Origin of the sequence: Flavobacterium ichthyis (genome assembly GCF_009915155.1) — a bacterium.
Classification (GTDB): Bacteria; Bacteroidota; Bacteroidia; order Flavobacteriales; family Flavobacteriaceae; genus Flavobacterium; species Flavobacterium ichthyis.
The window spans coordinates 174,907-199,448 of the sequence record NZ_JAABLM010000006.1; the positions used below are offsets into that span (position 1 = coordinate 174,907).

Annotated in this window: 24 protein-coding genes and 1 other RNA gene; 11 read left to right on the top strand and 14 right to left on the bottom strand. The window is 34.8% G+C overall.

Annotated elements, in window-relative coordinates; all coding sequences use genetic code 11:
* The first annotated feature begins 9 nt into the window (after positions 1-9).
* Complete coding sequence (locus tag GV828_RS06665) at positions 10-609, top strand: murein L,D-transpeptidase catalytic domain-containing protein (protein ID WP_166536706.1); 600 nt, start codon at positions 10-12, stop codon at positions 607-609.
* A gap of 49 nt (positions 610-658) precedes the next feature.
* Here GV828_RS06665 and htpG read toward each other — a convergent pair whose 3' ends face one another.
* Positions 659-2,545 carry a molecular chaperone HtpG gene (htpG, locus tag GV828_RS06670; protein ID WP_166536707.1) on the bottom strand — a complete coding sequence of 629 codons (1,887 nt, stop codon included), beginning with the start codon at positions 2,543-2,545 and terminating at the stop codon, positions 659-661.
* Positions 2,546-2,727: 182 nt separating this feature from the next.
* On the opposite strand from htpG, the gene GV828_RS06675 reads away from it, so the two are divergent.
* Positions 2,728-3,204: a lipocalin family protein gene (locus GV828_RS06675; protein WP_166536708.1), complete on the top strand. Its 477-nt coding sequence runs from the start codon at positions 2,728-2,730 to the stop codon at positions 3,202-3,204.
* Positions 3,205-3,237: 33 nt separating this feature from the next.
* Entirely contained in the window at positions 3,238-3,936 is a 699-nt protein-coding gene (locus GV828_RS06680) for an OmpA family protein (RefSeq protein ID WP_166536709.1), read from the top strand.
* A gap of 376 nt (positions 3,937-4,312) precedes the next feature.
* Here the strand turns inward: GV828_RS06680 and GV828_RS06685 are convergent, their stop codons facing one another.
* Both GV828_RS06685 and GV828_RS06690 read right to left on the bottom strand, forming a co-directional pair.
* On the bottom strand, positions 4,313-4,933 hold the full coding sequence (locus tag GV828_RS06685) for a porin family protein (RefSeq protein WP_235935423.1): 621 nt from the start codon (positions 4,931-4,933) through the stop codon (positions 4,313-4,315).
* Positions 4,934-5,117: 184 nt separating this feature from the next.
* Positions 5,118-5,729 carry a porin family protein gene (locus tag GV828_RS06690; RefSeq protein ID WP_166536710.1) on the bottom strand — a complete coding sequence of 204 codons (612 nt, stop codon included), beginning with the start codon at positions 5,727-5,729 and terminating at the stop codon, positions 5,118-5,120.
* Positions 5,730-5,804: 75 nt separating this feature from the next.
* Here GV828_RS06690 and xerD point away from each other — a divergent pair, with 75 nt between their 5' ends.
* The 3 genes from xerD (at position 5,805) to GV828_RS06705 (ending at position 8,703) form a co-directional block, all read left to right on the top strand.
* Positions 5,805-6,704 (top strand): site-specific tyrosine recombinase XerD, encoded by a 900-nt coding sequence (gene xerD, locus GV828_RS06695; protein ID WP_166536711.1) that lies wholly within the window; start codon positions 5,805-5,807, stop codon positions 6,702-6,704.
* 90 nt (positions 6,705-6,794) lie between these two features.
* Complete coding sequence (locus GV828_RS06700; protein WP_166536712.1) at positions 6,795-8,318, top strand: PAS domain-containing sensor histidine kinase; 1,524 nt, start codon at positions 6,795-6,797, stop codon at positions 8,316-8,318.
* On the top strand, positions 8,305-8,703 hold the full coding sequence (locus tag GV828_RS06705) for a response regulator (protein WP_166536713.1): 399 nt from the start codon (positions 8,305-8,307) through the stop codon (positions 8,701-8,703). The genes GV828_RS06700 and GV828_RS06705 overlap by 14 nt, the downstream gene beginning before the upstream one ends.
* 47 nt (positions 8,704-8,750) lie before the next feature.
* Here the strand turns inward: GV828_RS06705 and rny are convergent, their stop codons facing one another.
* The 4 genes from rny to GV828_RS06725 all read right to left on the bottom strand — a co-directional run bounded on the left by rny (position 8,751) and on the right by GV828_RS06725 (position 11,145).
* Positions 8,751-10,334, bottom strand: coding sequence for a ribonuclease Y (rny, locus tag GV828_RS06710; protein WP_166536714.1), 1,584 nt, complete (start codon positions 10,332-10,334; stop codon positions 8,751-8,753).
* Between the two features lie 52 nt (positions 10,335-10,386).
* A non-coding RNA gene (ssrS, locus tag GV828_RS06715) (6S RNA) lies at positions 10,387-10,493 on the bottom strand.
* A 57-nt stretch (positions 10,494-10,550) separates the two neighbouring features.
* Entirely contained in the window at positions 10,551-10,847 is a 297-nt protein-coding gene (locus GV828_RS06720) for a cell division protein ZapA (protein WP_166536715.1), read from the bottom strand.
* Between the two features lie 7 nt (positions 10,848-10,854).
* Positions 10,855-11,145 (bottom strand): hypothetical protein, encoded by a 291-nt coding sequence (locus GV828_RS06725; protein WP_166536716.1) that lies wholly within the window; start codon positions 11,143-11,145, stop codon positions 10,855-10,857.
* Between the two features lie 187 nt (positions 11,146-11,332).
* Between GV828_RS06725 and GV828_RS06730 the strand changes: the two genes are divergently transcribed.
* Genes GV828_RS06730 through GV828_RS06740 form a run of 3 tightly spaced genes read left to right on the top strand, consistent with a single transcriptional unit; the run spans position 11,333 to position 16,289 of the window.
* A complete protein-coding gene (locus GV828_RS06730; protein WP_166536717.1) occupies positions 11,333-13,036 on the top strand; it encodes a M23 family metallopeptidase in 1,704 nt (567 codons plus the stop codon).
* A gap of 51 nt (positions 13,037-13,087) precedes the next feature.
* Entirely contained in the window at positions 13,088-15,517 is a 2,430-nt protein-coding gene (locus GV828_RS06735; protein ID WP_166536718.1) for a TonB-dependent receptor, read from the top strand.
* 55 nt (positions 15,518-15,572) lie between these two features.
* Positions 15,573-16,289: a hypothetical protein gene (locus GV828_RS06740; RefSeq protein WP_166536719.1), complete on the top strand. Its 717-nt coding sequence runs from the start codon at positions 15,573-15,575 to the stop codon at positions 16,287-16,289.
* Positions 16,290-16,321: 32 nt separating this feature from the next.
* Here the strand turns inward: GV828_RS06740 and GV828_RS06745 are convergent, their stop codons facing one another.
* The 6 genes from GV828_RS06745 to GV828_RS06770 all read right to left on the bottom strand — a co-directional run bounded on the left by GV828_RS06745 (position 16,322) and on the right by GV828_RS06770 (position 22,600).
* A complete protein-coding gene (locus GV828_RS06745; RefSeq protein ID WP_166536720.1) occupies positions 16,322-17,023 on the bottom strand; it encodes a DUF2971 domain-containing protein in 702 nt (233 codons plus the stop codon).
* Between the two features lie 2 nt (positions 17,024-17,025).
* Positions 17,026-18,855: an ABC transporter ATP-binding protein gene (locus GV828_RS06750; RefSeq protein WP_166536721.1), complete on the bottom strand. Its 1,830-nt coding sequence runs from the start codon at positions 18,853-18,855 to the stop codon at positions 17,026-17,028.
* Entirely contained in the window at positions 18,856-20,583 is a 1,728-nt protein-coding gene (locus GV828_RS06755) for a phospho-sugar mutase (RefSeq protein WP_166536722.1), read from the bottom strand. It lies immediately after the preceding gene.
* A gap of 201 nt (positions 20,584-20,784) precedes the next feature.
* Complete coding sequence (locus GV828_RS06760; protein WP_208103149.1) at positions 20,785-21,069, bottom strand: ORF6N domain-containing protein; 285 nt, start codon at positions 21,067-21,069, stop codon at positions 20,785-20,787.
* Between the two features lie 45 nt (positions 21,070-21,114).
* A complete protein-coding gene (locus tag GV828_RS06765) occupies positions 21,115-22,071 on the bottom strand; it encodes a glycosyltransferase family 2 protein (protein ID WP_166536723.1) in 957 nt (318 codons plus the stop codon).
* Positions 22,072-22,075: 4 nt separating this feature from the next.
* Entirely contained in the window at positions 22,076-22,600 is a 525-nt protein-coding gene (locus GV828_RS06770) for a DUF4199 domain-containing protein (RefSeq protein ID WP_166536724.1), read from the bottom strand.
* Positions 22,601-22,855: 255 nt separating this feature from the next.
* Here GV828_RS06770 and GV828_RS06775 point away from each other — a divergent pair, with 255 nt between their 5' ends.
* Positions 22,856-23,110: a type B 50S ribosomal protein L31 gene (locus GV828_RS06775; protein ID WP_166536725.1), complete on the top strand. Its 255-nt coding sequence runs from the start codon at positions 22,856-22,858 to the stop codon at positions 23,108-23,110.
* A 109-nt stretch (positions 23,111-23,219) separates the two neighbouring features.
* Positions 23,220-24,395 carry a GlmU family protein gene (locus tag GV828_RS06780; protein ID WP_166536726.1) on the top strand — a complete coding sequence of 392 codons (1,176 nt, stop codon included), beginning with the start codon at positions 23,220-23,222 and terminating at the stop codon, positions 24,393-24,395.
* Positions 24,396-24,449: 54 nt separating this feature from the next.
* Here GV828_RS06780 and GV828_RS13300 read toward each other — a convergent pair whose 3' ends face one another.
* A complete protein-coding gene (locus tag GV828_RS13300; protein ID WP_394350645.1) occupies positions 24,450-24,536 on the bottom strand; it encodes an IS3 family transposase in 87 nt (28 codons plus the stop codon).
* Between the last annotated feature and the right edge of the window lie 6 nt (positions 24,537-24,542).

Genomic DNA, 24,542 nt, shown 5'->3' on the forward strand with positions numbered 1-24,542 from the left:
CAAATTTTAATGAAAAAATTGTTACTTTTTTTTGTTTTGCAAATAATAGGTTGTGGAAACAGCACGGAAATCAAGGTCGAAAACAAGCGTGATTACAGTAACTTTCACTCCGAAGCGTTCCGTTTTTGTGAAACAAATGATTACGAAACTTCGTATTATTTTTTAGTCGATTTGTCGCAACATTCTGGAACCAATCGTTTTTTTGTGTATGATTTTAAACAGAAAAAGATTATTTTAAAAAATTTGGTAACACATGGAAGTTGCGATGTTTTTGAAGTCAATCAAAATAGCGAAGAAGTAGCAAAGTTTAGTAATAAAAATGACAGTCACTGCTCGTCTTTAGGCAAATATAAAATTGGTAAACGCGATTATAGTTCGTGGGGAATTAATGTCAAGTATTGGTTACACGGCTTGGAAAATTCTAACGCTAATGCCGTGAAAAGAGTGGTGGTTTTGCATAGTTGGGATGCAGTTGCTAACCAAGAAATTTTTCCGAAATATTCACCCAACAGTTGGGGTTGTCCGGCAGTTTCTAATCCATTTATGCGGGTTTTAGATGTTAAATTACAAGCTGCTGAAAAACCGGTATTGCTTTGGATTATTGAATAAAAAAACCTGCAAGAATCAATTTGCAGGTTTTGAAATTTTTTGAATATTTTTATTTAATCAACTCAAAACTACGTTTTACAAAAGCGGTTAATTCTTCGCCTTTCAATAAATTTTGCGATAATTTTGCCAAGTCAAGTGCTTGTTTTACCAAGGCTTCTTGGTGTGTTTTATCGGTTGAATTTAAAATATTTGAAGCCAATTCGTGGTTGGTATTCACTACCAAATTATACATTTCCGGCATATTTCCCATGCCAAACATTCCGCCACCACCTGTTTGGCTCATTTCTTTCATTCTGCGTAAAAATTCTGGTTGGGTAATGGTAAACGGAGCGGATTGACTGTCTAACGCTTCCAGTTGAACAGAATATTTTTGATCCGAAATCACTGATTCTAACTCGGTTTTTAATTTTTCTTTCTCGTCGTCAGACAATTTTGAAATCGTTTCTTCTTCTTTTTTAATCAAATTGTTGATATGGTCAGAATCCACTCGAGTAAAGGTCACATTTTCATTATCTTGCTCTAATTTTTGAATCAAATGCGATATAATTGGCGAATCTAATAACAATACTTCGTAACCTTTAGTTTTTGCTTCTTCAATATAACTGTGTTGCGTTTCTTTGTTCGACGCATAAAGCAATACTAATTTTCCATTTTTATCAGTTTGATTGTCTTTGGTTTTTTCTTTTAATTCTTCTAAAGTGAAAAATTTTCCGTCAACCGTTGGATATAATGCAAATGCTCCCGCTTTTTCGTAGAATTTTGGTTCCGAAAGCATTCCATATTCCAGAACAATTTTGATATCGTTCCATTTTTGTTCAAAATCTTCACGGTTTTCGGTAAACAAAGATTTCAATTTATCGGCCACTTTTCTGGTGATGTAATTTGAAATTTTCTTCACGGCACCATCAGCTTGGAGGTAGGAACGCGACACATTCAACGGAATATCCGGCGAATCAATCACCCCTTTCAACATTGTCAAAAATTCCGGAACAATACCTTCCACGTTGTCTGTTACAAAAACTTGATTTTGGTACAGCTGGATTTTATCTTTTTGAATTTGTAGGTCTTGCGACATTTTTGGGAAATACAAAATTCCTGTCAAGTTGAACGGATAATCGACATTCAAGTGAATGTTGAAAAGTGGTTCTTCAAATTGCATTGGGTACAATTCTCGGTAGAAATTTTTATAATCCTCCTCGTTCAAGTCGCTTGGTTGCTTTGTCCAAGCTGGATTTGGATTGTTTACAATGTTGTCAACTTCTACAGTTTCCGCCACATAATCTTCCGTTGCATTTTCTGGTTTTGGAAGCGTTTGGGTTTTGGTTCCAAATTTAATTGGAATAGGCATGAACTTATTGTATTTTTCAAGAAGTCCGGCAATTTTATTCTCTTCCAAAAATTCTAAAGAATCTTCGGCGATGTGCAAAATGATTTCAGTTCCGCGGGTCGTTTTATCCGATTTTTCAAGAGTAAATTCTGGACTTCCGTCACAAATCCAGTGAGCAGCTGGTTCATCTTTAAAAGATTTGGTAATAATTTCCACTTTTTCTGCTACCATGAAAGCGGAATAAAACCCAAGACCGAAATGACCAATAATTCCTGAATCTTTGGCAGAATCTTTATACTTTTCAAGAAATTCTTCTGCACCAGAAAAAGCCACTTGGTTGATGTATTTTTCAACTTCTTCCGCTGTCATTCCTAAACCTTGGTCAATGATGTGTAATTTTTTGGCTTCCTTATCAATTTTAACTTCGATAATAGGGTTGCCATATTCTACTTTAGCTTCGCCAATGTTAGTTAAATGTTTTAATTTTAAAGTTGCATCAGTAGCGTTTGAAACCAATTCTCTCAAGAAAATTTCATGATCGCTGTACAAAAACTTTTTAATGAGTGGAAAAATATTTTCCACCGAAACATTGATTTTTCCAGTAGCCATATCGTAATTTTTTTAAAATTTATGTTGAATGTTGGTTTCAATTAGTCAAACAAAGTACCAAAATTTAAAAAATGACAAATTGTCATAATTGTTAATTTTAAGATAATATCCGGTTCGTTTTTAACAAAAAATCATCGATTGGAGTATATTTGTATTAAAAACATCAAATAAAATTTTAACCTATGAAAAAATTAATCTTAGTAAGTGCCTTTGCCGCTTTGTTTTTTTCTTGTAAATCAACAAGTGTCACTAACACTAAAGTTGACAACAAAACCGAAAGAATTATGAAAGGAAACTGGATTATTAGTTCAGTTAATTATCCTGGGTCTGAGTACATTAAAGTAAATTCATTTCAACTTGCCGATTCTGAATGTTTTGAAGGAAGTACGTGGAAATTTGTTTCGAATAACAATAAAGGAGAAATGGCTTTGACTAAAGCAGGATGTCCGGCATTTAGCTCGCCAATTACTTGGTTTGTAAATAAAGAAGGGCAATTTGTACTTAAAGTTTTAGACGCTGGATTGAAAGCTAAAAAAGTACGTGACGGTTACATTTTAAATGTTGCCAACGCAAGCGAAAATTCATTCCAGCTTGTTGATAGAATTGACGTTGGTGGAAAAATGACCGACGTTATCTACCAATTTACTAAAGTAAACTAATCCATATAACTTAAATAAATACACAGAAAAAAAATGAAAAAATTAGCAATATTCGCGGTGGCTGGAATCTTTGGAATTTCTAGCTTTTTTACAAGTTGTGAAGCCGTTAAAAATACTAACAATACGCAACGAGGAGCCGCAATTGGAACGGCAGCTGGAGCTGTAATTGGAGGAGTTTTGGGGAATAATTTAGGAAAAGGAGGAAACACAGCACTTGGAGCCGTTTTAGGAGGTGTTGTGGGAGGTGTTGCCGGTGGCGTTATAGGTAACAAAATGGACAAACAAGCTAGAGAAATTGACAATGCTGTTCCTGGAGCTGAAGTAGAAAGAGTAGGAGAAGGTATTAAATTAACTTTAAAAGAGAATGCGGTTCGTTTTGATACTAATAAATCTACTTTGACTGCTGCGGCAAAAGCAAATTTAGATAAATTGGTAACTGTTTTCAATTCTTATCCAGATACTGATATTGTTATTTACGGATATACTGATAGTACAGGTCCTGCAGATTATAATTTAACTTTATCGGACCAACGTGCTGATGCCGTAAAAAATTATTTAATTAGTAAAGGTTTGGTAGCATCGCGTTTTAAAACAACGGGAATGGGAATTGCCGACCCTATAGCAAGTAACGATACTGTTGAGGGAAGAGCTCAAAACAGAAGAGTTGAATTTGCAATTACCGCTAATGAAAAAATGGTTGAGGACGCTCAAAAAGAAGCGAGCAAAAATTAACATATTTACGTGATATGACGTAATTCTTGTACAAAATTTTAGGCATCTAAAAGGTGCTAAAAAGAAGAGCCCGATAATGAATCGGGCTCTTTTTTTTATCGATAATGCTTTCCAGTTTTATTTTAGTTACTATATAAAAATTGATTTTATGAAGATTAAACATTTTACGAATATATTGCAGTATATCTTTATTATAAGTTTTCTTATTTAAAACAAGCTTTTATGATTGTATAGGATAATTTGGATATTCTATTGAGATAATGATCCCTGTTAGCTATTTTTTCAATAAATAAAAATACCTCAAAAAGCTAATTGCTCTTTGAGGTATGTTCTTGGAATTTGTTCTTGGAATAAATTTTATTCTGCTGATTAAATATTAAAATTTATAACCGATACCAATTTGAAAAACCGAGTTTCTCGCATCTCTATTTTCGATGATGTCAGTTAAACCGTAAATGTATCTTCCCGTTGCGAAAAGTCCCATGTCAGTTTGAAAAGTCAAACCTCCAGCAATTCCTAGTTCAAAATCTTTGGCTTCGTCTAAGTCTAAATCGCCTCCGTCAGCATTGGCGTCAGCGTCAATTTCTTCATTTACTTTAAATGAAAATTGTGGTCCTACTTCAAAGCTTAAATTTCTGGTAGCGTATAATTTTGCTAAAACCGGAACATTAATATAATCCAATTGGTATTCCACTTTTCCTTCGCCACCAAAGATTTCGCCGTCAATGTCTGACTCAAATCCTTGACCAGAATACAATGCTTCCACTTGAATAGAAAAAATGTCTGCCACAGGAAATTCTCCCAATACACCTACGTGAAAACTGGTACGAGAATCGGGACTGTCGAAATCGTCTCCTCCAGCAATCGTTGCAAAGTTAACACCACCTTTTACACCAAAACTTGCTGTTCGAGTAGTACCATCGTTCATTTGAGCGTTTGCACCAAAAGATAATGCTAACAACATTGCACTTCCAAAAATTTTTGTAATTCGTTTCATAACATTTAATTAATTAGGGTTTGTATTCCAAAATTAATTATGAAAAATAGCGTAAACTCTAAAAAAAATGCCAATTCACAGTCCGTTAACGCTCAAAATAGCCGGAATAGTATTATAATGTAAATGCTAAATTATGATTGTATAAACTTTGGTTGATAAATGGCTTCAAAATGTTAAAATAATTTTAAAATTTAAAACCAGTTCCAAGCTGAATTACGGTGTTTTTAGTTTTTGCATCTACAATATTTTCGGTGAATGCTTGGTTAAATCGTATGGTCATTAATAATCCTGACTCAAATCTGAAGGATAAACCTGTAGCAATTCCGGCGTCTAGTTTTCTTGTTTTTCCCAAAATCTCTTCACTTAATTCAGGAGCATCACTTCTGTCCGATAAAATGTTGAAACTAATTTGAGGTCCAATTTCAAATGAAAAGTCTTTAATAAAATAGTATTTAATTAAAATGGGCAAGTTTAAATAATTTAATTTTTGGTAATATTGATTTCGCAAAGGTTCGTCACCAATATTTTGATAAAATCCTTGCTGTGAATACAATATTTCTGGTTGAAGTGAAACAGAATTGGTAAGCGGCAATTCAACGCCACCGCCTACGTAAAAACTAGTTCTTGCATCAGGGTTTTTTGATAAATGACCTTTTGTTGCAGCGGCATAATTCAACCCTAGTTTTGCAAAATAGCCCGCTTGTGTCAGTTGGATAATGGAATCTGTTTCTTTTTCCTGACCGAGGACACCGGAAAATATACAATTCATCCAAATAAGCACAACTAAATTTCTCATTTTGTATTTTTGTATCATACCTGAATTTATTTCATTTATAGCAAATTTTCACTACACTTAACAAAACATTGATAAATGCAGTTCTGGAATTCATATATTAAAAGTTTTAGCGATTATCTTAAAATAGAGCGTGGGCTTTCGGCTAACACTATTTCAAACTATGTTTTGGATGTAGAAAAATTAGTGCATTTTTTAGAAGAAAAAAATATTCAAACTAAGCCTGTTGATATTAACGAAGAAGAAATACAGCAATTTATTTACGAAATCTCAAAATATGTGAATGCCGCATCTCAAGCCAGAATTATTTCGGGATTACGCAGTTTTTTTAGTTATTTGATTTTTGAAGATTACCGAAAAACTGACCCCATGGAATTGATAGAAGTACCAAAAATAGGCAGGAAACTTCCCGATACACTTTCTGTAGAAGAAATAGATCAAATAATTACGTCTATTGATTTGTCTAGCAAGGAAGGCGAAAGAAATCGTGCAATGCTTGAAACATTGTATGGTTGTGGATTACGGGTGTCTGAATTAATTTCCCTTAAAATTTCAGACCTTTTTTTTGACGAAGGTTTTATCAAAATTACTGGAAAAGGGAATAAACAGCGATTTGTTCCGATTAGTAATCATACTCAAAAATACATCAACATTTACCTAAAAACCGTTCGCCCGAATCAGTCAATTTCCAAAAAATTTGAGGATATTTTATTTCTCAATCGACGCGGAAATCAATTAACTCGAGCCATGATTTTTACGATTATAAAAAATTTAGCAACCCAAATTAATTTAAGAAAAACAATAAGCCCTCATACATTTAGGCACTCATTTGCTACTCATTTACTGGAAAACGGAGCTGATTTAAGGTCTATACAGCTCATGTTAGGTCATGAATCTATCACCACTACCGAAATTTATGTTCATCTTGATAAAAGACATCTCGCTACGGTTGTTGAAGCATTTCATCCACGAAAATAGGTTTTTTAACGATTTTATTACAAGGTACCTGATTTCTAAAGTTCTGGAAGCTACTTTTGCATTACCAAAAATCTCAAACTAAACCCTAAAATGCCTTTCGGAAATCCTTTGGATCCTGATAATGCTGTTACTATAAGCAAGTTTTACGAAAAAATTTTGAGAGAAGTTCCGGATTTAATTTTTCAATTAAAAATTTTTCCAGATAATACTTTTCAAACAAATTTTATCAGTAAATCTTCAACGGAGATATATGGCTTCAATTCCGAAATTTTATTGAAAGATGCCGGAATCATCTTAAAAAAACGTATCCACCCAGAAGATTTAACCGGATTTATCAAGTCTATATTGACAGCAAGAGATCAAGTTTGTCAATGGTATATGGAACATCGGGTTTTACATCCCGAAAAAGGGTTGCTTTGGTTAAAAGGAACTGCAAATCCCGAAAAACATGAAGATGGAAGTGTCATTTTTTACGGTCGTGTTTCGGATATTACCACGAAAAAAGAGGACGAATTACGCTTAAAAATTTCCGAAAAACGCTTTGAATTTGCACTTGAAGCCTCTTTTGGAGGAGTTTGGGATTGGGATATTAATAATGACGAAGTTTTTTATTCCAATCAATCGTTAAAAATTTTAGAAGTTGACAATCAAGATATTAGTGATTTAGGCAGTTGCTTAAATAGAGTTCATCCAGATGATAGAGAACAATATTTAGCTGATATAAACAATCATCTTGACGGAAAAACGCCATTTTACGAAAATTTTCATCGGGTAAAACTTCCTAATAAAGCCTATAAATGGATTTTAGATCGTGGACAAATCACTGAGCGAAACAAAAATGGTTCACCATCTAGAATCATTGGAACACATACTGACATTGAAAGTCAAAAACAGCGAGAGGAAGAACTCATTTCCACTTTAAATTTATTGACTGAACAAAACAATAGGTTGCTAAATTTTGCTCACATCGTTTCGCACAATCTGCGTTCACATGCCGGAAATTTAACCATGCTGCTTACACTTGCCGAAGATGAAATTAATTGTTCTAATCAAGCAGACGAGACTTTTAACCATATTAAGAACGTATCGAGGGAATTAAATAATACAATCAATCATTTAAGCGAATTGGCCAATGTTCATACAATTCCTAATATCGTAAAATCAGATTTGAATTTACGCCAATTTTTGCAACGGGTTTTGACAATTGTACGGGAAGATCTTCAAGCATCTAAAATGAAGGTTGTTAATAAAATACCAGAAGATTTTATTGTAAAATTTAATGGCGCTTATCTTGAAAGCATTTTGTTAAACCTTACCACTAATGCAATTAAATATCTAAATCCCGAAAGTAAACCTGAAATTCAGTATGAAGCTGGATTAGAAGGGAATAAAAAAGTGTTATCCATAACAGACAATGGTTTAGGAATTGACTTATCATTATATGGTGAAGCACTTTTCAAAATGCATGAAACATTTCACCAGCATCCTGACTCGCGAGGTGTAGGTTTATACATTACAAAAAGTCAAGTGGAAGCAATGGGTGGCGAGATAAAAGTAAGTAGTGAAGTAGGAAAAGGTACAACCTTTAAAATATATTTTAATGAAAAAGTTTAACGATGTAATTGTGGTAGATGATGACAAAATTTACCATTTTATCTTAAAGAAATTATTAAAGAAGTCAAATATTGAAGTAACTCCGCATTTTTTTGAAAATGGACGTGATGCTATTGAAGGATTGAAAGGTAAAGAAAAATCAATAGAAAACTTACCGGATTTAATCTTGCTTGACATTAATATGCCGGTAATGGATGGATGGCAATTTTTAGAAGAATATAAAAAAATTAAAAGCACGCTTTCTCAAGAATCTGTGATTTATTTAATAAGTTCTTCCAATAATCCTGTTGATATAGACAAGGCAAAAAATTTTCCCGACGAAGTAAGGGATTATTTTATAAAGCCCGTTTGTTTAGAAGATTTATGTAGAATTTTTCTTAACTAAACAACGAAAAAAACCTCCAAACGGAGGTTTTTTTAGCATTCTATTTTTTATTTTGCAATATTCACAGCTCGAGTTTCTCGTATTACTGTAATTTTTACTTGTCCAGGATAAGTCATTTCGGTTTGGATTTTTTGAGAAATTTCGAATGACAAACTCGACGCATGATCGTCCGAAACTTTTTCGCTTTCTACAATCACACGCAACTCTCTTCCAGCTTGAATGGCATATGCGCTTTTAACACCTTGAAATCCGTAAGCAATATTTTCTAAATCTTTTAAACGTTGGATATAAGAATCTAACACTTGACGTCTTGCTCCAGGTCTTGCTCCCGAAATAGCATCACAAACTTGAACGATTGGTGACAACATAGATTTCATTTCAATCTCGTCATGATGCGCTCCAATTGCGTTGCAAACTTCTTCTTTTTCACCATATTTTTCAGCCCATTGCATTCCTAATAGTGCGTGAGGCAAATCACTTTCGGTATCTGGTACTTTACCTATATCGTGCAATAATCCAGCACGTTTGGCCAATTTTACATTCAAGCCTAATTCAGCCGCCATGATTCCACAAAGTTTAGAAACTTCTCGTGAGTGTTGTAATAAATTTTGACCATAAGATGAACGGTACTTCATTCGTCCTACGATTTTAATTAATTCCGGATGTAAACCGTGAATTCCTAAATCAATTACTGTACGTTTACCCACTTCAATAATTTCATCATCAATTTGTTTGGTTGTTTTGGCTACCACTTCTTCAATTCTTGCCGGGTGGATACGTCCGTCAGTTACTAATTTGTGTAAGGCTAAACGGGCAATTTCTCTTCTAACTGGGTCAAAGCAAGAAAGGATAATCGCTTCAGGAGTATCGTCAACGATGATTTCAACACCAGTTGCCGCTTCCAAAGCACGAATGTTTCGTCCTTCACGACCAATAATTCTACCTTTTACATCGTCAGATTCTATATTGAAAACCGAAACGCAATTTTCCACCGCTTCTTCAGTTCCAACGCGTTGAATGGTATTGATAATAATTTTTTTCGCCTCTTGTTGCGCTGTTAATTTTGCCTCTTCTAATGTATCTTGGATATAAGCCATTGCCGAACTTTTGGCATCTGCTTTTAAATTTTCTACCAATTGGTCTTTGGCTTGCTCTGCAGAAAATCCCGAAATTACTTCTAGCTGTTCTAAATGACTTTTATGTAATTTATCAGCTTCAGCTACTTTTTTGTCTAGAATGTCAATGCGGTTATTGTAGTCCACAATTTTATTTTCAAGTTCTTCTGTGGATTTTTTATTTCGAGCAATTTCGTTAGAAAGCTGTGATTCTTTATCACGAATTCTCTTTTCAGCTTCCGCCGATTTTTTTTCTTTTTCCAAAATAGCCTTGTCACGAGCTAAAATCACTTGTTCGTGCTCGGCTTTCATTTCAATAAATTTTTCCTTTGCCTGTAGAATTTTGTGCTGTTTAGTCGTTTCGGCTTCAGCTTTTGCATCTTTTAAAATTGAGCCGGCTTCTTTTTTGGCATTTTTTATCAGGGTTGAAACATTGTTTTTTTCCAGAATTTTTGCAATTCCAAATCCGGCTGCAATACCCACAATTCCTGAAATGATTATAATTAACGTGTCCATGTTTGTTTTTAAGGTTTGTATAATAAAAAAGCCTACATCAGCAGTATTGTATAAACTCGTATTGACAAGTTTTGAGCTAACTCACTGTTCAAGGACCTGCTCAAAGGCAGTTTGCTTTAGTAATGACGATTCGCTCATTTTAATTTGTTAGTGTTGAGTTTATCAAATAGATAACTAATGTAGGCAGTATTTTTAGTTGAAATTAAGAACGTATTTTTATTTTCTGTCGAGAATCGAGAGAAGATAATCATTAATTTTATGGAGTCTTTCGTTTGCTTCTGTGTTTTCAGATGTGCTATTTATCTGTCGTTGTTCTAATTGCGATGCAAATTGTAAAGCACACATTGCCAACACATCTTGTTTGTCTCTCACGGCATAATTTTCTTCGAACTGCTTAATCATGGCATCAATTTTTTTCGAAGCGGCTCTCAATCCCTCTTCCTGAGACATTTCTACCGTTAATGGGTAAACCCTGTCCGCAATTGATATTTTTATTTTAAGCTTATCGTCCATAAAAAACTTAATCCGAAAGTTGCGCTATGCAAAGATCAATGTCACGTATTAATGAATTTATTTTCAGCTTGGTATCTCGTTTATTTTCTTCACTGCCAAGCAATGAATTGGCTATTTTGAGCGAATCATATTTTGCTTGTAAAGTCAAAATTTCTTCGGATTGCTTCTTAATAATTCCCTTGGCCTGCTCTAATTCGCTTCGCAAAAGAGCAGCATTTTTTTCAACTTGACCTGCTCGAGTGATTACTTTAGCAAGTCTGTCTTCAAGAGTATCAATTATTTGCGCAATTTCACTCATTGTTGAGCTTTTTCATTACCTATTTTACAAAAGTAACATTCCTGTATAACTTTTGCAATTTTTTTCAATAAATTAAATAAACAACATCGCTAATTTCTGTAAATTATTCATAATTAATTCATTAGGGTTTTAAATTTTTGTTGGCTCGTTTCAACATCTTTTGGTATATTAGCAAAAACGTTACTCTATGCGAATCGGACTTTTTATCATCCTTTTTACAAGCGTTGCTTTTGGGCAGCAAACTAATAATTATCCACAAGATTATTTTCGATCTCCACTTGACATTCCTTTATATTTATCAGGAACTTTTGGGGAGTTGCGAAGCAATCATTTTCATTCTGGATTAGATTTTAAAACACAACAAAAAGAAGGTTTAAATGTGTACGCTGTGGCAGATGGTTACATTTCTCGAATAAAAATTTCCACTTGGGGATATGGAAAAGCCATTTATATCACGCATCCTAACGGTTTTACAACGGTTTACGGACATCTGCAAAAAGCATCACCCACAATTGAGGCTTACATCAAAAAAAATCAGTATGCCCAAAATTCTTTCGAGGTAGAAATGTTTCCCAAAGAAAATGAAATAGTGGTAAAAAAAGGCGAAGTAATAGCTTTTTCCGGAAATTCCGGAGGTTCCGGTGGTCCACATTTGCACTTTGAGTTTCGGGATTCTAAAACCGAAAAAATCATCAACCCAATGTTTTTTGGCTTTGATAAAATGATTAAAGACACACGAAAACCTATTGTCAATAATTTGGTCGTATATCCCATTGGCGACAGCTCTCAAGTAAATCAAACCCGGTTACCTCTCGAATTGAATCTTTCGCAACAAAAAGATGGAAGTTATGTGGCTTCTAAGATTAAAGCCTTTGGCAAAGTTGGTTTCGGGGTAAATTCTTACGATGTTTTTGACAATACGTACAACAAAAACGGAATTTTTAAGGTAAAAGCTACTTGTAATGGCAAACCGTTTTTTTTCTACCAATTTGATACTTTTCATTTTGACGAAAGTCGCTACATTAATGCCTTGATCGACTATCCAAGATTTAAAAGAACCGGTCAACGCGTTCAAAAATTATTCATGGTTGAACCCTATTTGTTAAGTATTATTTCTGCCAATAATACTTATGGAATGATTGGTATTTCGCCTAATTTGTACCAAAATCTGCAAATCGAAATTTCTGATTTTCACGGAAATACAAGCACCATTACTATTCCGGTAGAATTTTCGAATTTGCCACCAACATCGCTGCCGCAGGAAAAACGGACGCCTTTTTATTTGAAAGCCCGAAAAGACAACAGTTACGCGAAAGATAATGTTTCAGTATTTATTCCGGCAGGAACTTTTTACGAGAATTTTTACCTCGATTTTGGCATTCAGGATACTGTTTTAACTCTACATAACGAATCAATTCCAGTTCATAACAACATACAAATCAGTTTTGAAAACACAACAATTCCGGAAGCAGAAATTCCTAAAACTTTTATCGCTTCGGTTCAAGGAAAACGCTATCGCTACAACAAAACATCGTATAAAAACAATACTTTTACCACTTATACCAAAGATTTAGGGCAATTTCTTTTGGCAAAAGACACTACGCCACCTAAAATTTTTAGCCCTAATTTTCAAGAAGGAAAATGGATTAGTTCGCTCAACACGCTTGAAGTTTCCATTTCTGACAATCTTTCTGGGATTGCCAATTATAACGGATACTTGAACGGAAAATGGATTTTGATGGAATATGATTACAAAACCCAACGCCTTGTTTACGATTTTTCTGACGGAATTAGCGTTGAAGGTAAAAACGATTTAAAAATTGAAGTAACGGACAATACAGGAAATTCTACTATCTTTGAATCGCATTTTTTTAGAAGTTTACAACCCTAACGAATCATTAACTTGAGAACAAAAATTCATTTCGCCTGCGTAATTTTTTTTATGGCGATGTTTACCGCAAACGCACAAACTGCCAGAATTAAAGGTGTAATATTAGATGAGTTGCAAAAACCCGTAGCAGACGTTGCGGTTACCGCCGGAAGCAATTCTGCTACTTCTAACGAAAATGGTTTTTACCTAATTACAGTTCCGGCAAATCAAAAAATTGCAGTCGTTTTTTCGCACGTTTCCAATAAGCCGGCAAGTGTTACATTAGAATTAAAACCAAATGAAGATTACGAGTTTAATCCGGTTTTGAGTAAAAATGTGGAAATGATTGGTACCATCGAAATATACAATAACCGAAAAAGAGTGGAAGGTATTACCAATATTTCGCCAAAAGAAATTAAGCTGATTCCAGGTGCAAATGCCGGAGTTGAAAATATTTTGAAAACACTTCCCGGAGTAAATTCTAACAGCGAATTAAGTACACAATATACTGTTAGAGGTGGAAATTTCGACGAAAATTTAGTTTACGTAAACGAAATTGAAATTTACCGTCCGTTTTTAATTCGTTCAGGGCAACAAGAAGGTTTGAGTTTTACCAATACCGATATGGTGCAAAATGTAGATTTTTCAGCTGGAGGATTTCAGGCGAAATATGGCGACAAATTATCATCAGTTTTAGATATTTCGTACCGTCGTCCCCGAAGTTTTGGTGCTTCACTCGAAGCGAGTTTACTTGGCGGAAGCCTAACAGTAGAATCGGCTACAAAGAACCAAAAACTTTCCGGAATTGTAGGTTTGCGTTACCGCGATAACAGTTTATTGGTGAATAGTCAAGAAACGGAAACGAATTTTCGACCCACGTTTGCCGACATTCAAACTTATATTACTTACAATCCTTCTTCAAAATGGGAATGGAGTTTTCTTGGAAATATTTCTCAAAATAAATACCGCTACGAACCTAAAACTCGCCAAACAAATTTTGGAACAATTGATGATCCAAAAGCATTGTTAGTGGTATATGAAGGTCAGGAAAATGATCAATATGAAACTTATTTTGGCGCAATAAAATCAGTATTTCAACCAAATGAAAATTTTACTTTAAAATTTATCGCTTCGGCTTACAATACGCAAGAACAAGAACATTTTGATATCCAATCTAATTATAGTTTTGGTGAAATCGATACCAATATTGGTTCCGGTTCTTTAGGCGATGTGGTTTTTACCCAAGAAATTGGTTCGCAACTCAACCACGCCCGAAACGATCTTGACGGTTTAATTGTAAATGCCGAAGTCAAAGGATTTCACAACATCAAAAACAACGAACTCGAATGGGGTTTCAAATACACGCGCGAAGACATGCGGGATCGTTTAGTAGAATGGGAAGTGATTGATTCTGCCGGATTTTCTTTAAACCCGCCAATTGTAGATTTGCCCACAAATGATCAACCTTACAATCCTTATGTTGGTCCACTTTTGCCTTACCAAAATGTTCGTGCGTTTAATGAAGTGGTGATCAACAGACTTTCCGGCTATGTTCAATGGAGCAAAAAAGACATGATTGGCAACAATACCGTTTGGTATAATGTAGGAATTAGAGCACATAATTGGCAAGTGGAAAATGGCGATGTAAAAGGAAAAAGCCAAACGACTTTTAGCCCGAGAGCTCAATTTGCCATCAAACCAAGTTGGGCAAATACCGATATGGTTTTCCGACTTTCCGGGGGCTTGTATCACCAACCGCCGTTTTACCGAGAACTTCGTGGTTTTGACGGAAATGTAAATCCAGATGTAAAAGCACAACAATCTGTTCACGTGGTTTTGAGTAACGATTATAGTTTCAAAATGTGGAATCGACCATTTAAATTCGTTTCTGAAGCTTATTACAAAGCCATGAGCGATGTTAATACTTACACAATAGAAAATGTAAGAATCAGGTATCGTGCTAACAACGAAGCTGAGGCTTATGCCGCAGGTTTTGATGCAAGATTAAATGGAGAATTTGTTCCAGGAACTGAATCTTGGTTTAGTTTTGGGTACATGAAAACCGAAGAAAATCAAAACGATCGAGGTTACATTGCCAGACCAACGGACCAACGTTTAAAATTTGGAATTTTGTTCCAAGATTACGTAGAAAAAATCCCGAATTTAAAATTGTATCTGAATTTGGTTTACAACACTGGTTTGCCCGGAGGTTCGCCATCGTATGCAGATCCTTATCAATACCAAAACCGTTTGCGTGATTATAGAAGAGCAGATGTTGGGTTTTCCTATGTTTTAACCGAAAATAATGATCAAAGACCTGATGGACATTGGCTAAAAAAATTCAAAGACCTTTCACTTGGTTTCGAAATTTTTAATCTTTTTAACAATCAAAATGCCATTACCAACACTTGGGTTAGAGATACTTACACCAAAATTCAATACGGAATTCCGAATTATATGACCACGCGTGTTTTCAATGTGAAACTAACTGCGAAACTTTAAAATTGAAATTCAGCGGTTTTATTTTTATATTTGAACTGCTTAAACAAATCATAAAATGAGAAAAATTTGTCTCGCTATTTTACTGGTAACCTTTTTCGTTTCTTGTGAAGAAAAACAGGAAAAACCAAAGGTAATTTACGATGCCGAAAAAACAGATCGTAAACCTGCAAAACCAGATTCTTCCCAAATTAAAATTGCCGATCTTCCCATTCATATGGAAGGTACCAAATATTTAATTCACGCCATTGGCGATGTAAGAATCTACGAAGGTGGTTCACGTGGTTACGGCTCGAGCAATACTAACTCTGTAAGTTATGCCATTTCTAACTATAATAGATTTGAATTGACAGGTTACTTCGAAAATTTAAAATTTCAACACATTGATTCGACCAATTTAAAACCGTTGACCGATAAAAATGTACAGATTCAAACGGTGACTTTTTTAAATACATTGACAACACTAAAAAAACAGATTTTGGTCTATTCATTGGTTGACTCTGATACGAACCGCGATGCAAAATTAGATGCAAACGATATTAAAAGTTTATATTTAAGCGAAATTAATGGCGAAAATTTTCAGAAAATTTCAGCAGATTTGCAGGAGTTAATTGACTGGAATGTGGTGGAAGCCAAAAACCGTTTGTATTTTAGAGCCATCGAAGATATTAACAAAAATGGTGCTTTTGACAAAAATGACAAAGTCCATTACTTTTTTGTAGATCTGAGTGCATCAGATTGGGAAGCACAAGAATACAACCCAATTGAAGGATAAAGAATAACCTGAAGTTTTGGCTTCAGGTTTTTTTATATCAAAATATCACTCTCTAAATCAGATTTTTCTATTGGGAAGTCAAACCCTAATTGTTTTACAAGCTGAATCACCAGGTTTTTGTACCAGTTTTCTGATTTTGGGTGAATGTAAATGCGTTCGATTAATTGATTGATGTCCACGTCTATTTTTACGCCTTCGTTTATATTAAGGTTGTGTTTGGAAAGATTTGAAATAATTCGCACTTCACGTTCGTACTGAAAACTTTTTCGTTTAAACAAAAATGGGAAAAAATCGTCGTTAAACGGGATATATTCTTTTTTGTAGTCGATGTAATTGACTTCACCAATGTGTTGCTCAAATTGATTTTCCCGATGCAAAGATTCCTTGATTTTCCCAATGGTTGATTGAATCGCCAAACCTTCGCTGTTTTGAGTAAAAATTTGCCACATTGCAAAAGATTCGTACTCATTAATGTGCCAACTGCTTATAACGACGTTTTTGCGCTGCGATTTGTACGTGTCTAAAAAATCGGGATTGTTTTCGGCAATTTTTTTAATTTCTTCAAAAGTCGGTTCGCTGAATGTGCCTTCGTATTGGTCTTCAAACTTGTCTGAACGCGACATGAATAGCTTTTGCGAAAGCAATAAATCTAAAAATTTTGACAAATCTAAATATTTCCAAACTACGGTATTTGGGTCTTCCGGAAGGTTGATATTTGGATTTTCGCGGTACATTTTTATTCAAAAGATTGCATGTTTACTAATCGTTTGTACATTCCGTCTTTGTTGATGAGTTCGTTGTGGCTTCCCATTTCTACGATTTCGCCTTTTTGCATCACCACAATTACATCAGCTTTTTGAATGGTCGAAAGTCTGTGAGCAATAACAATCGAAGTTCGGTTTTGCATCATGTTTTCTAAAGCAATTTGTACTAATTTTTCGCTTTCGGTATCAAGAGCCGAAGTGGCTTCGTCCAAAATCATGATCGGAGGATTTTTTAAAACCGCTCTGGCAATGCTCAAACGTTGCTTTTGTCCACCAGATAGTTTGTTACCGCTATCACCAACGTTAGTGTCGATTCCGTTTGGTAAATTTTCTACAAATTCCAAAGCGTTGGCAATTTTCAAGGCGTCCATAATTTCTGCATCAGTGGCGTCAGGTTTTCCTAATTTGATATTATTGCGAATGGAATCGTTAAATAATATAGAATCTTGTGTTACCAGTCCCATTAAATCACGTAACGACTTCATTTTCAAATATTTAATATCGATACCGTCAATTAAAATTTTTCCGGTTTGTACATCATAAAATCGGGTAAGCAAATTTGCAATCGTACTTTTTCCTGAACCAGATTGCCCGACAAGAGCCACGGTTTTTCCCTTCGGAATTTGGAGTGAAAACTGCTTCAACACATTTTCCTCTTCGTATTTAAAAGTAATATTTTCTAATGAAATTTTTTCGTCAAAACTTAATTTTTCAACAGCATCGAGTTTATCTACAATTTCGTTTTTTTGTTCCATTATCGAAAAAACTCTTTCGGCTGCCGCCAATCCCATTTTTACTTGATATGATGCTTTTGAAATCGCTTTTGCAGGAGTTAAAATGGTGTAGGCCAACGCAATGTAGGAAATGAAAACTACCGGTGATAAAGTTTTGTCCACAATAACGAGTTGTCCGCCATACCATAAAATTGATGCAATTGTCACAATCCCTAAAAATTCGCTCATCGGGCTTGCTAGGTTATTTTTGTTTCCGATGCTGTTTGAAAGACGGAACAATTTGCGAAGCGAATGATTGAATTTTGCTGTAAAAGAATTTTCTGCATTGAAACTTTTTACTACTTTCAAACCGCTTAAAGTTTCATCTAAAATTGAAATTTGTACCCCGTTTTCTTCTTGTGCCAAAGTGGATTTTGCCTTTAAATTTTTTCCGATTCTTGAAATAATAAAGCCAGAAATAGGGATGAAGGCAAATACGAACAAAGTTAATTTCACACTAATGAGAAACATTGTAACGATTGAAAAAATAATCATCAATGGTTCTCTAAAAACAAGTTCTAAAACTTGAAAAAATGAGTTTTTTACTTCGTTTACATCGCCCAACATTCTCGCCATCACATCACCTTTTCTTTTTTCGGAGTAATAAGAAACCGGAAGATTGATGATGGTTTGGTACATTTTTTCACGCAAATCTGTTAAAACGCCATTTCGCAATCTTGTAATGTGGTAAGAAGCCAAATAGTTGAAAAGATTTTTGAGCAACGCCGTTACAATTATGATAGAAATCACAAATAAAATAGTCGTTTCAATTCCGTTGTTTTCGGTGATTTGTGTAATTCTAAAATTAAAATAATCCGAGACAAATTGCTTTATATTTTCAAAACCATTGTATGTGGGAGCCACTCTAATTGCTTCTGATTCGCCAAAAATAACATTCAGTGTTGGAATCATCGAAACCATCAAAAGCGTTGAAAACAAGGCGTAAAAAATATTATAGACAATGTTGAGTACAATGTCTTTTTTGTACTTTGATGTAAAGGGGAATAATTTTTTTAGGTTTGCGTCCATTTAATTCAACTGCATTTCTGCTACAATATTTTTAATTTTTTGATCAAGGGAAGCTTCCACTTCCTGAGCGTTTGCTACATCGTCCAAAGGTTCGTTCACACTGAAATAAAATTTAATCTTAGGCTCGGTTCCGCTTGGTCTTGCGCAGATTTTTGTACCATCTTCCAAATAGTAAATCAATACGTTGGATTTAGGAATGTTTAACATTTCTACTTCTCCTGTAAATAGATTTTTAGCTGTAGAACTGTTGTAATCTTCTACCATTAACACTCGTTGTCCGTTAATTTCTGTCAAGGGATTATCACGCATTTGAATCATCATCGCCTGAATTTCGGCAGCACCTTCAATTCCTTTTTTGGTTAATGAAATTAGATATTCTTTGTAAAAACCATAATCTACGTACAAGTTTAACAGCTCTTGATAAATCGAACTTCCGGCAGCTTTTGCTTGAGCCGCAATTTCGCAGATTAATAAAGTGGCGCCAACGGCATCTTTATCGCGAACCGCATCGCCAACCATAAACCCAAAACTTTCTTCACCACCGCCAATAAATTTTTGGTTCGGGAAATCTTTAATCATTTTGGCAATCCACTTAAATCCGGTCAATCCCACTTTACATTCTACACCGTAAGCTGTGGCCAATTCCATCATCATTGGCGTAGAAACAATTGTGGAGCCAATAAATTCGTTGCCGGTAATTTTTCCGCTTCGTTTCCATTGTTCCAGCAAAAATGCGGTCATAATTACCATGGTTTGGTTACCATTTAGCAAAATCATTTTTCCGTCATTGTCTCTTACGGCAACCCCCAAACGATCAGAATCAGGATCGGTTCCTACCACAATATCAGCATTGTTTTTTTCTGCCAATTCCAATGCCATCGTTAAAGCTTCAGGTTCTTCAGGATTTGGTGATTTTACGGTTGGAAAATTTCCGTCTGGGACGGCTTGTTCCAAAACAATATTGACATCCGTATAACCTGCTTTTTCCAATACCGGAGGAATCGCTTTTATAGAAGTTCCGTGGAGAGAGGTGTACACTATTTTGAGATTTTTTTTGGCTTCCGCCGAAGTGTTAAAACTGGCATTTTCGATGGTTGATTGAAAAAACGCTTCGTCAATTTCTTTACCTATATATTCAATCAAATTTTCATTGGCATAAAACTGAATTTCGCTGTATTCCAACGCTTCAATTTCTTTAATGATTTCGCCATCTTGCGGCGGAACTAATTGTCCGCCATCTTGCCAATATACTTTGTATCCGTTATATTCCGGTGGATTGTGTGATGCGGTTAATACAATTCCGGCGTGACATTTTAAATATTTTAAAGCAAAAGAAAGTTCAGGTGTTGGTCTTAGTTCTTCAAACAAAAAAACTTTGATTCCGTTAGCAGAAAAAACATTGGCAACCACTTTGGCAAGCGTGTCACTGTTGTGGCGACAATCATAGGCAATGGCTACTTTTATTTGTTCGTTCGGGAATGATTTTTTTAAATAATTAGAAAGACCTTGTGTGTTTTTTCCTAACGTATATTTGTTGATTCGGTTAGTGCCAACTCCCATGATACCTCTCATTCCGCCAGTTCCAAATTCTAAATTTTTATAAAAACATTCTTTTAGTTCGTTAGGAGATGAGGTCATCAAAGATTTGATTTCTGATTGGGTTGTAGCGTCAAATGTTGGCGAAAGCCAAATATTTACTTGGTCTAAAATATGTTGATCGATATGCATTTTTTTATTTTTTAAATCCTATTTTATTTCTTTCTCTGTTTGAACCAGTATCCTTGCATCAAATAATTTAAAATTTTATTAATATCAGGAAACTGTTTTTCAATTTCGGTTACTTTTTCATTTAGTTCTTTATAATTCAGCGTAAATTGTCTTAATGAAACAATTGTTCACATGATGGCAATGTTTATGGCGATGGCTTTGTCAGCATTTAAAACGCTCGAAAGCATTGCAACGCCTTGTTCTGTAAAAGCAAAAGGCATAGCGTAAGCCACCTCTTTTTGAGGTCACAATTTGTGACCTCAAACTTTCAAATTCTTCTTTGCTGAGTTCAAACATAAAATCGATTGGAAAATAATCTTTGTTTCGTTGTACAGCTTGCTTGAGAACTTTAGTTTCAATTTCATACGACTCGGCTAAATGAAAATCGAGCATTACTTTTTGTCCCCTTAACTCAATAATTTGTTGTTGAATAATTTCTAACTTCATGATTTTGGCGTGTATTTGGGTTTAAAAGATGGCGAATATTTTTGATCATAGATTTAATTCATTCGAAATTTTATACCGTTCCTCATTGTTTTTGGTTCGCAAAATAATTTCGCCCAGAAATCCGGCAAGGAAAAGTTGTGTTCCAATAATCATCGTGGTTAAAGCGATGTAAAACCAAGGATTGTCAGTTATTAAAATAGTGTCCTGTTTGTCGTAAAGGCGGTACAATTTCATGAATCCGATGTAACCTGCAGACAAAAATCCAATCAAAAACATCAAAACGCCAAGTGCTCCAAATAAATGCATCGGTCTTTTTCCGAAACGCGACAAGAACCAGATGGTGATTAAATCGAGAAATCCGTTAATGAAACGCTCCATCCCAAATTTTGTCGTGCCATATTTTCGGGCTTGATGGGTTACCACTTTTTCGCCAATTTTACCAAAACCAGCATTTTTTGCCAAAACCGGAATGTAACGGTGCATTTCGCCCGAAACTTCAATATTTTTTACGACAATATTTTTGTACGCTTTAAGTCCACAATTGAAATCATTCAGCTTCACGCCAGATGTTTTTCTCGCGGCCCAATTAAACAATTTTGACGGTAGATTTTTTGAAACAACCGAATCGTATCGCTTTTTCTTCCAACCCGAAACCAAGTCATATTTTTGATCCATAATCATAGCGTACAATTCCGGGATTTCATCCGGACTATCCTGTAGATCGGCATCCATTGTAATAATAACGTCACCTTGTGCTTTGGCAAAACCAGCATGCAAAGCCTGTGATTTTCCGTAATTTTGAAGAAAACGGATGCCTTTCACAGCAGTATTTTTTTCCGCAAGCGATTGGATAATTTGCCAAGAACTATCAGTACTTCCGTCGTCAATAAATATTACTTCGTAGGAAAATTGATGGGCAACCATGACTTTTTGAATCCAAAGTTGCAGTTCGTTTATAGATTCTTCTTCGTTGAGAAGCGGGATTACAATGGATAAATTCATTTAATTAGTAAGCTTGTGGGCGGGATTTTTTCAATACAAGTCCGGTAATTAATCCGGTTAAAAAACCAACGAATAACGTTACAGCAATAATCATCACATAAGTCATCGGCATCATAAAGTTTCTAGCCGCTTCAATACCTTGGTTTAATTGTTCTGCAGACATTGTTGGGTTAGCTTTAATGGCTTCAGCTTTTTGGTATTCAATTAACATATTTAAAAAATCAGGTTCAATATAATTTGAGAAAACCCAAATATAAACCGCCGAAAGTATAGCCGAAATAGCCGAAACTCCCAAACTGATTTTTATAGCTTGTCCTAATTCAAGAAAACCATTATTATTTTTTTTAAAAATTCTGATAGGGATTACGATAAAAACAATTAGCAACAGCGTACCTATAATCTGCACAATTGAATTTTGTTCAAAATAATTATCAGAGGTAATGTAGCCAATTACCGAAATCATTATGCTAATCACACCAAGCATGATACCATAATTTAAAATCAAGCTTTTCATCGATTGTTTTTCCATGTTTTGTGTTTTTTGATTTTTATAAAAAAATAATCTACAAATATACTAATATTGCCGTTATGGTATCATAAAAATCCGTGGCATCTATGCTATAAAAAAGTAAAATAAATATTTGTAGTTAGAAAAATATGTGTACATTTGCACTCTCAAAATAGTAAAAAGTTTAAAAACAAAAAGTTATCGTCGGGTTGATACCTTTCAAAAATACCGAAAGCATCAAGATTCGCGTTAGCAAAAAATAAAAATCAAATTAAGATGAAAAAAGGAATTCACCCAGAAAATTACAGATTAGTTGCTTTTAAAGACATGTCTAACGATGACGTTTTTATCACTAAATCTACAGCAGATACTAAAGAAACAATCGTTCACGAAGGTGTTGAATATCCAGTTGTAAAAATGGAGATCTCAAGAACTTCTCACCCTTTTTACACAGGTAAATCTAAATTGATTGATACTGCAGGACGTATCGACAAGTTCAAAACTAAATACGCAAAACACGCTAAGAAATAATAGCTGTTTTAAGCCATACAAAGCCTTTCAATTAAGAAAGGCTTTTTTTTTGTCCAAAGTTTTTTTTTATGTGAAACTTTGTAACTTTACCTTTCAAACAAAAACAAAAATGAATTACATTCTTTTCGACGGAACCGTAAGAAACGCCTTGCTACCTTTCACATTCACACGTCCTGTTGCCGATATTCGCGTGGGCATTTTAACTATTCGCGAAAAATGGGAAAAATATTTGGGTTACACCACTACAACTGTAACCGAAGAATACCTTTCTGAAAAATTTCCCATGGTAGAAATGGAGGAAAACGTAATGATTAACGCTTCTTTTTTACCCAATGAAGTTTTAGCTGAAATGGTAAAATCACTCGAAAAAAATCAGGCAATATTTAAAGGAGAAGAAGTCATTGCTTTTTATTCCGAAGAATCTCAAGAAGAAGTGAATTTTGACGATTACGAAATTATAGAATATAATGACGATTGCCTCACTATTGAACACACTTGGGACATTTTTCAAAAAAATGATGCCGCAATTAGAGAAGATTTTGAACTTTTAACCGAAGACAGAAAATCACAACCTATCCCCAAAACTGTCAACGTAATTTCACCAGAAAATATTTTTATTGAAGAAGGAGCAAAGCTCGAATTTGTAACCCTTAATGCCTCAACCGGACCCATTTACATCGGGAAAAATGCCGAAATCATGGAAGGTTCTGTCATTCGCGGGCCTTTTGCCTTGTGCGAAAGTGCTCAAGTGAAACTCGCGACAAAAGTGTATGGAGCGACAACGGTTGGACCACATTCCAGAATTGGCGGCGAAGTCAACAATTCCGTGCTTTTTGCGTATTCTAATAAAGGTCATGACGGATTTTTAGGAAATTCTGTTTTGGGAGAATGGTGTAATATAGGAGCTGATAGTAACAATTCTAACCTCAAAAATAATTACGAAGAAGTAAAATTGTGGAGCTACGAAACCGAAAATTTTGCCAAAACCGGTCTGCAATTCTGCGGACTTATGATGGGTGATCATTCTAAATGTGGTATCAACACCATGTTCAACACCGGAACTGTTGTGGGGGTTTCCGCCAATATTTTTGGAGCAGGATTTCCTCGTAATTTTGTACCAAGTTTCTCATGGGGTGGCGCTTCCGGCTTCACCACTTACATCACCAAGAAAGCCTTTGAAACCGCTAAAATCGTGATGTCGCGACGTAATATGGAGTTCGACGAAAAAGAAGCGAAGATTTTAGAACACGTTTTTGAAGAAACCAAAAAATACAGAAAAGACTAAATCAAAAATTCCGAAGCATATAGACTGCACCCAAAAGTTTAGACAAATTTACAATTAAATTTGATAATGGTGAGCTCGATATTTTATCGGGCTCATTTTGTTTAAATTCGACTTTATTCTATCGTTGTTATAATAGGTTATGTAGTT

Excerpts from the sequence above, each read along its gene's own strand:
- GV828_RS06665 (WP_166536706.1), top strand. The coding sequence starts at position 10 with ATGAAAAAATTGTTACTTTTTTTTGTTTTGCAAATAATAGGTTGTGGA.
- htpG (WP_166536707.1), bottom strand. The coding sequence starts at position 2,545 with ATGGCTACTGGAAAAATCAATGTTTCGGTGGAAAATATTTTTCCACTC.
- GV828_RS06675 (WP_166536708.1), top strand. The coding sequence starts at position 2,728 with ATGAAAAAATTAATCTTAGTAAGTGCCTTTGCCGCTTTGTTTTTTTCT.
- GV828_RS06680 (WP_166536709.1), top strand. The coding sequence starts at position 3,238 with ATGAAAAAATTAGCAATATTCGCGGTGGCTGGAATCTTTGGAATTTCT.
- GV828_RS06685 (WP_235935423.1), bottom strand. The coding sequence starts at position 4,933 with ATGAAACGAATTACAAAAATTTTTGGAAGTGCAATGTTGTTAGCATTA.
- GV828_RS06690 (WP_166536710.1), bottom strand. The coding sequence starts at position 5,729 with ATGAGAAATTTAGTTGTGCTTATTTGGATGAATTGTATATTTTCCGGT.
- xerD (WP_166536711.1), top strand. The coding sequence starts at position 5,805 with ATGCAGTTCTGGAATTCATATATTAAAAGTTTTAGCGATTATCTTAAA.
- GV828_RS06700 (WP_166536712.1), top strand. The coding sequence starts at position 6,795 with ATGCCTTTCGGAAATCCTTTGGATCCTGATAATGCTGTTACTATAAGC.
- GV828_RS06705 (WP_166536713.1), top strand. The coding sequence starts at position 8,305 with ATGAAAAAGTTTAACGATGTAATTGTGGTAGATGATGACAAAATTTAC.
- rny (WP_166536714.1), bottom strand. The coding sequence starts at position 10,334 with ATGGACACGTTAATTATAATCATTTCAGGAATTGTGGGTATTGCAGCC.
- GV828_RS06720 (WP_166536715.1), bottom strand. The coding sequence starts at position 10,847 with ATGGACGATAAGCTTAAAATAAAAATATCAATTGCGGACAGGGTTTAC.
- GV828_RS06725 (WP_166536716.1), bottom strand. The coding sequence starts at position 11,145 with ATGAGTGAAATTGCGCAAATAATTGATACTCTTGAAGACAGACTTGCT.
- GV828_RS06730 (WP_166536717.1), top strand. The coding sequence starts at position 11,333 with ATGCGAATCGGACTTTTTATCATCCTTTTTACAAGCGTTGCTTTTGGG.
- GV828_RS06735 (WP_166536718.1), top strand. The coding sequence starts at position 13,088 with ATGGCGATGTTTACCGCAAACGCACAAACTGCCAGAATTAAAGGTGTA.
- GV828_RS06740 (WP_166536719.1), top strand. The coding sequence starts at position 15,573 with ATGAGAAAAATTTGTCTCGCTATTTTACTGGTAACCTTTTTCGTTTCT.
- GV828_RS06745 (WP_166536720.1), bottom strand. The coding sequence starts at position 17,023 with ATGTACCGCGAAAATCCAAATATCAACCTTCCGGAAGACCCAAATACC.
- GV828_RS06750 (WP_166536721.1), bottom strand. The coding sequence starts at position 18,855 with ATGGACGCAAACCTAAAAAAATTATTCCCCTTTACATCAAAGTACAAA.
- GV828_RS06755 (WP_166536722.1), bottom strand. The coding sequence starts at position 20,583 with ATGCATATCGATCAACATATTTTAGACCAAGTAAATATTTGGCTTTCG.
- GV828_RS06760 (WP_208103149.1), bottom strand. The coding sequence starts at position 21,069 with ATGAAGTTAGAAATTATTCAACAACAAATTATTGAGTTAAGGGGACAA.
- GV828_RS06765 (WP_166536723.1), bottom strand. The coding sequence starts at position 22,071 with ATGAATTTATCCATTGTAATCCCGCTTCTCAACGAAGAAGAATCTATA.
- GV828_RS06770 (WP_166536724.1), bottom strand. The coding sequence starts at position 22,600 with ATGGAAAAACAATCGATGAAAAGCTTGATTTTAAATTATGGTATCATG.
- GV828_RS06775 (WP_166536725.1), top strand. The coding sequence starts at position 22,856 with ATGAAAAAAGGAATTCACCCAGAAAATTACAGATTAGTTGCTTTTAAA.
- GV828_RS06780 (WP_166536726.1), top strand. The coding sequence starts at position 23,220 with ATGAATTACATTCTTTTCGACGGAACCGTAAGAAACGCCTTGCTACCT.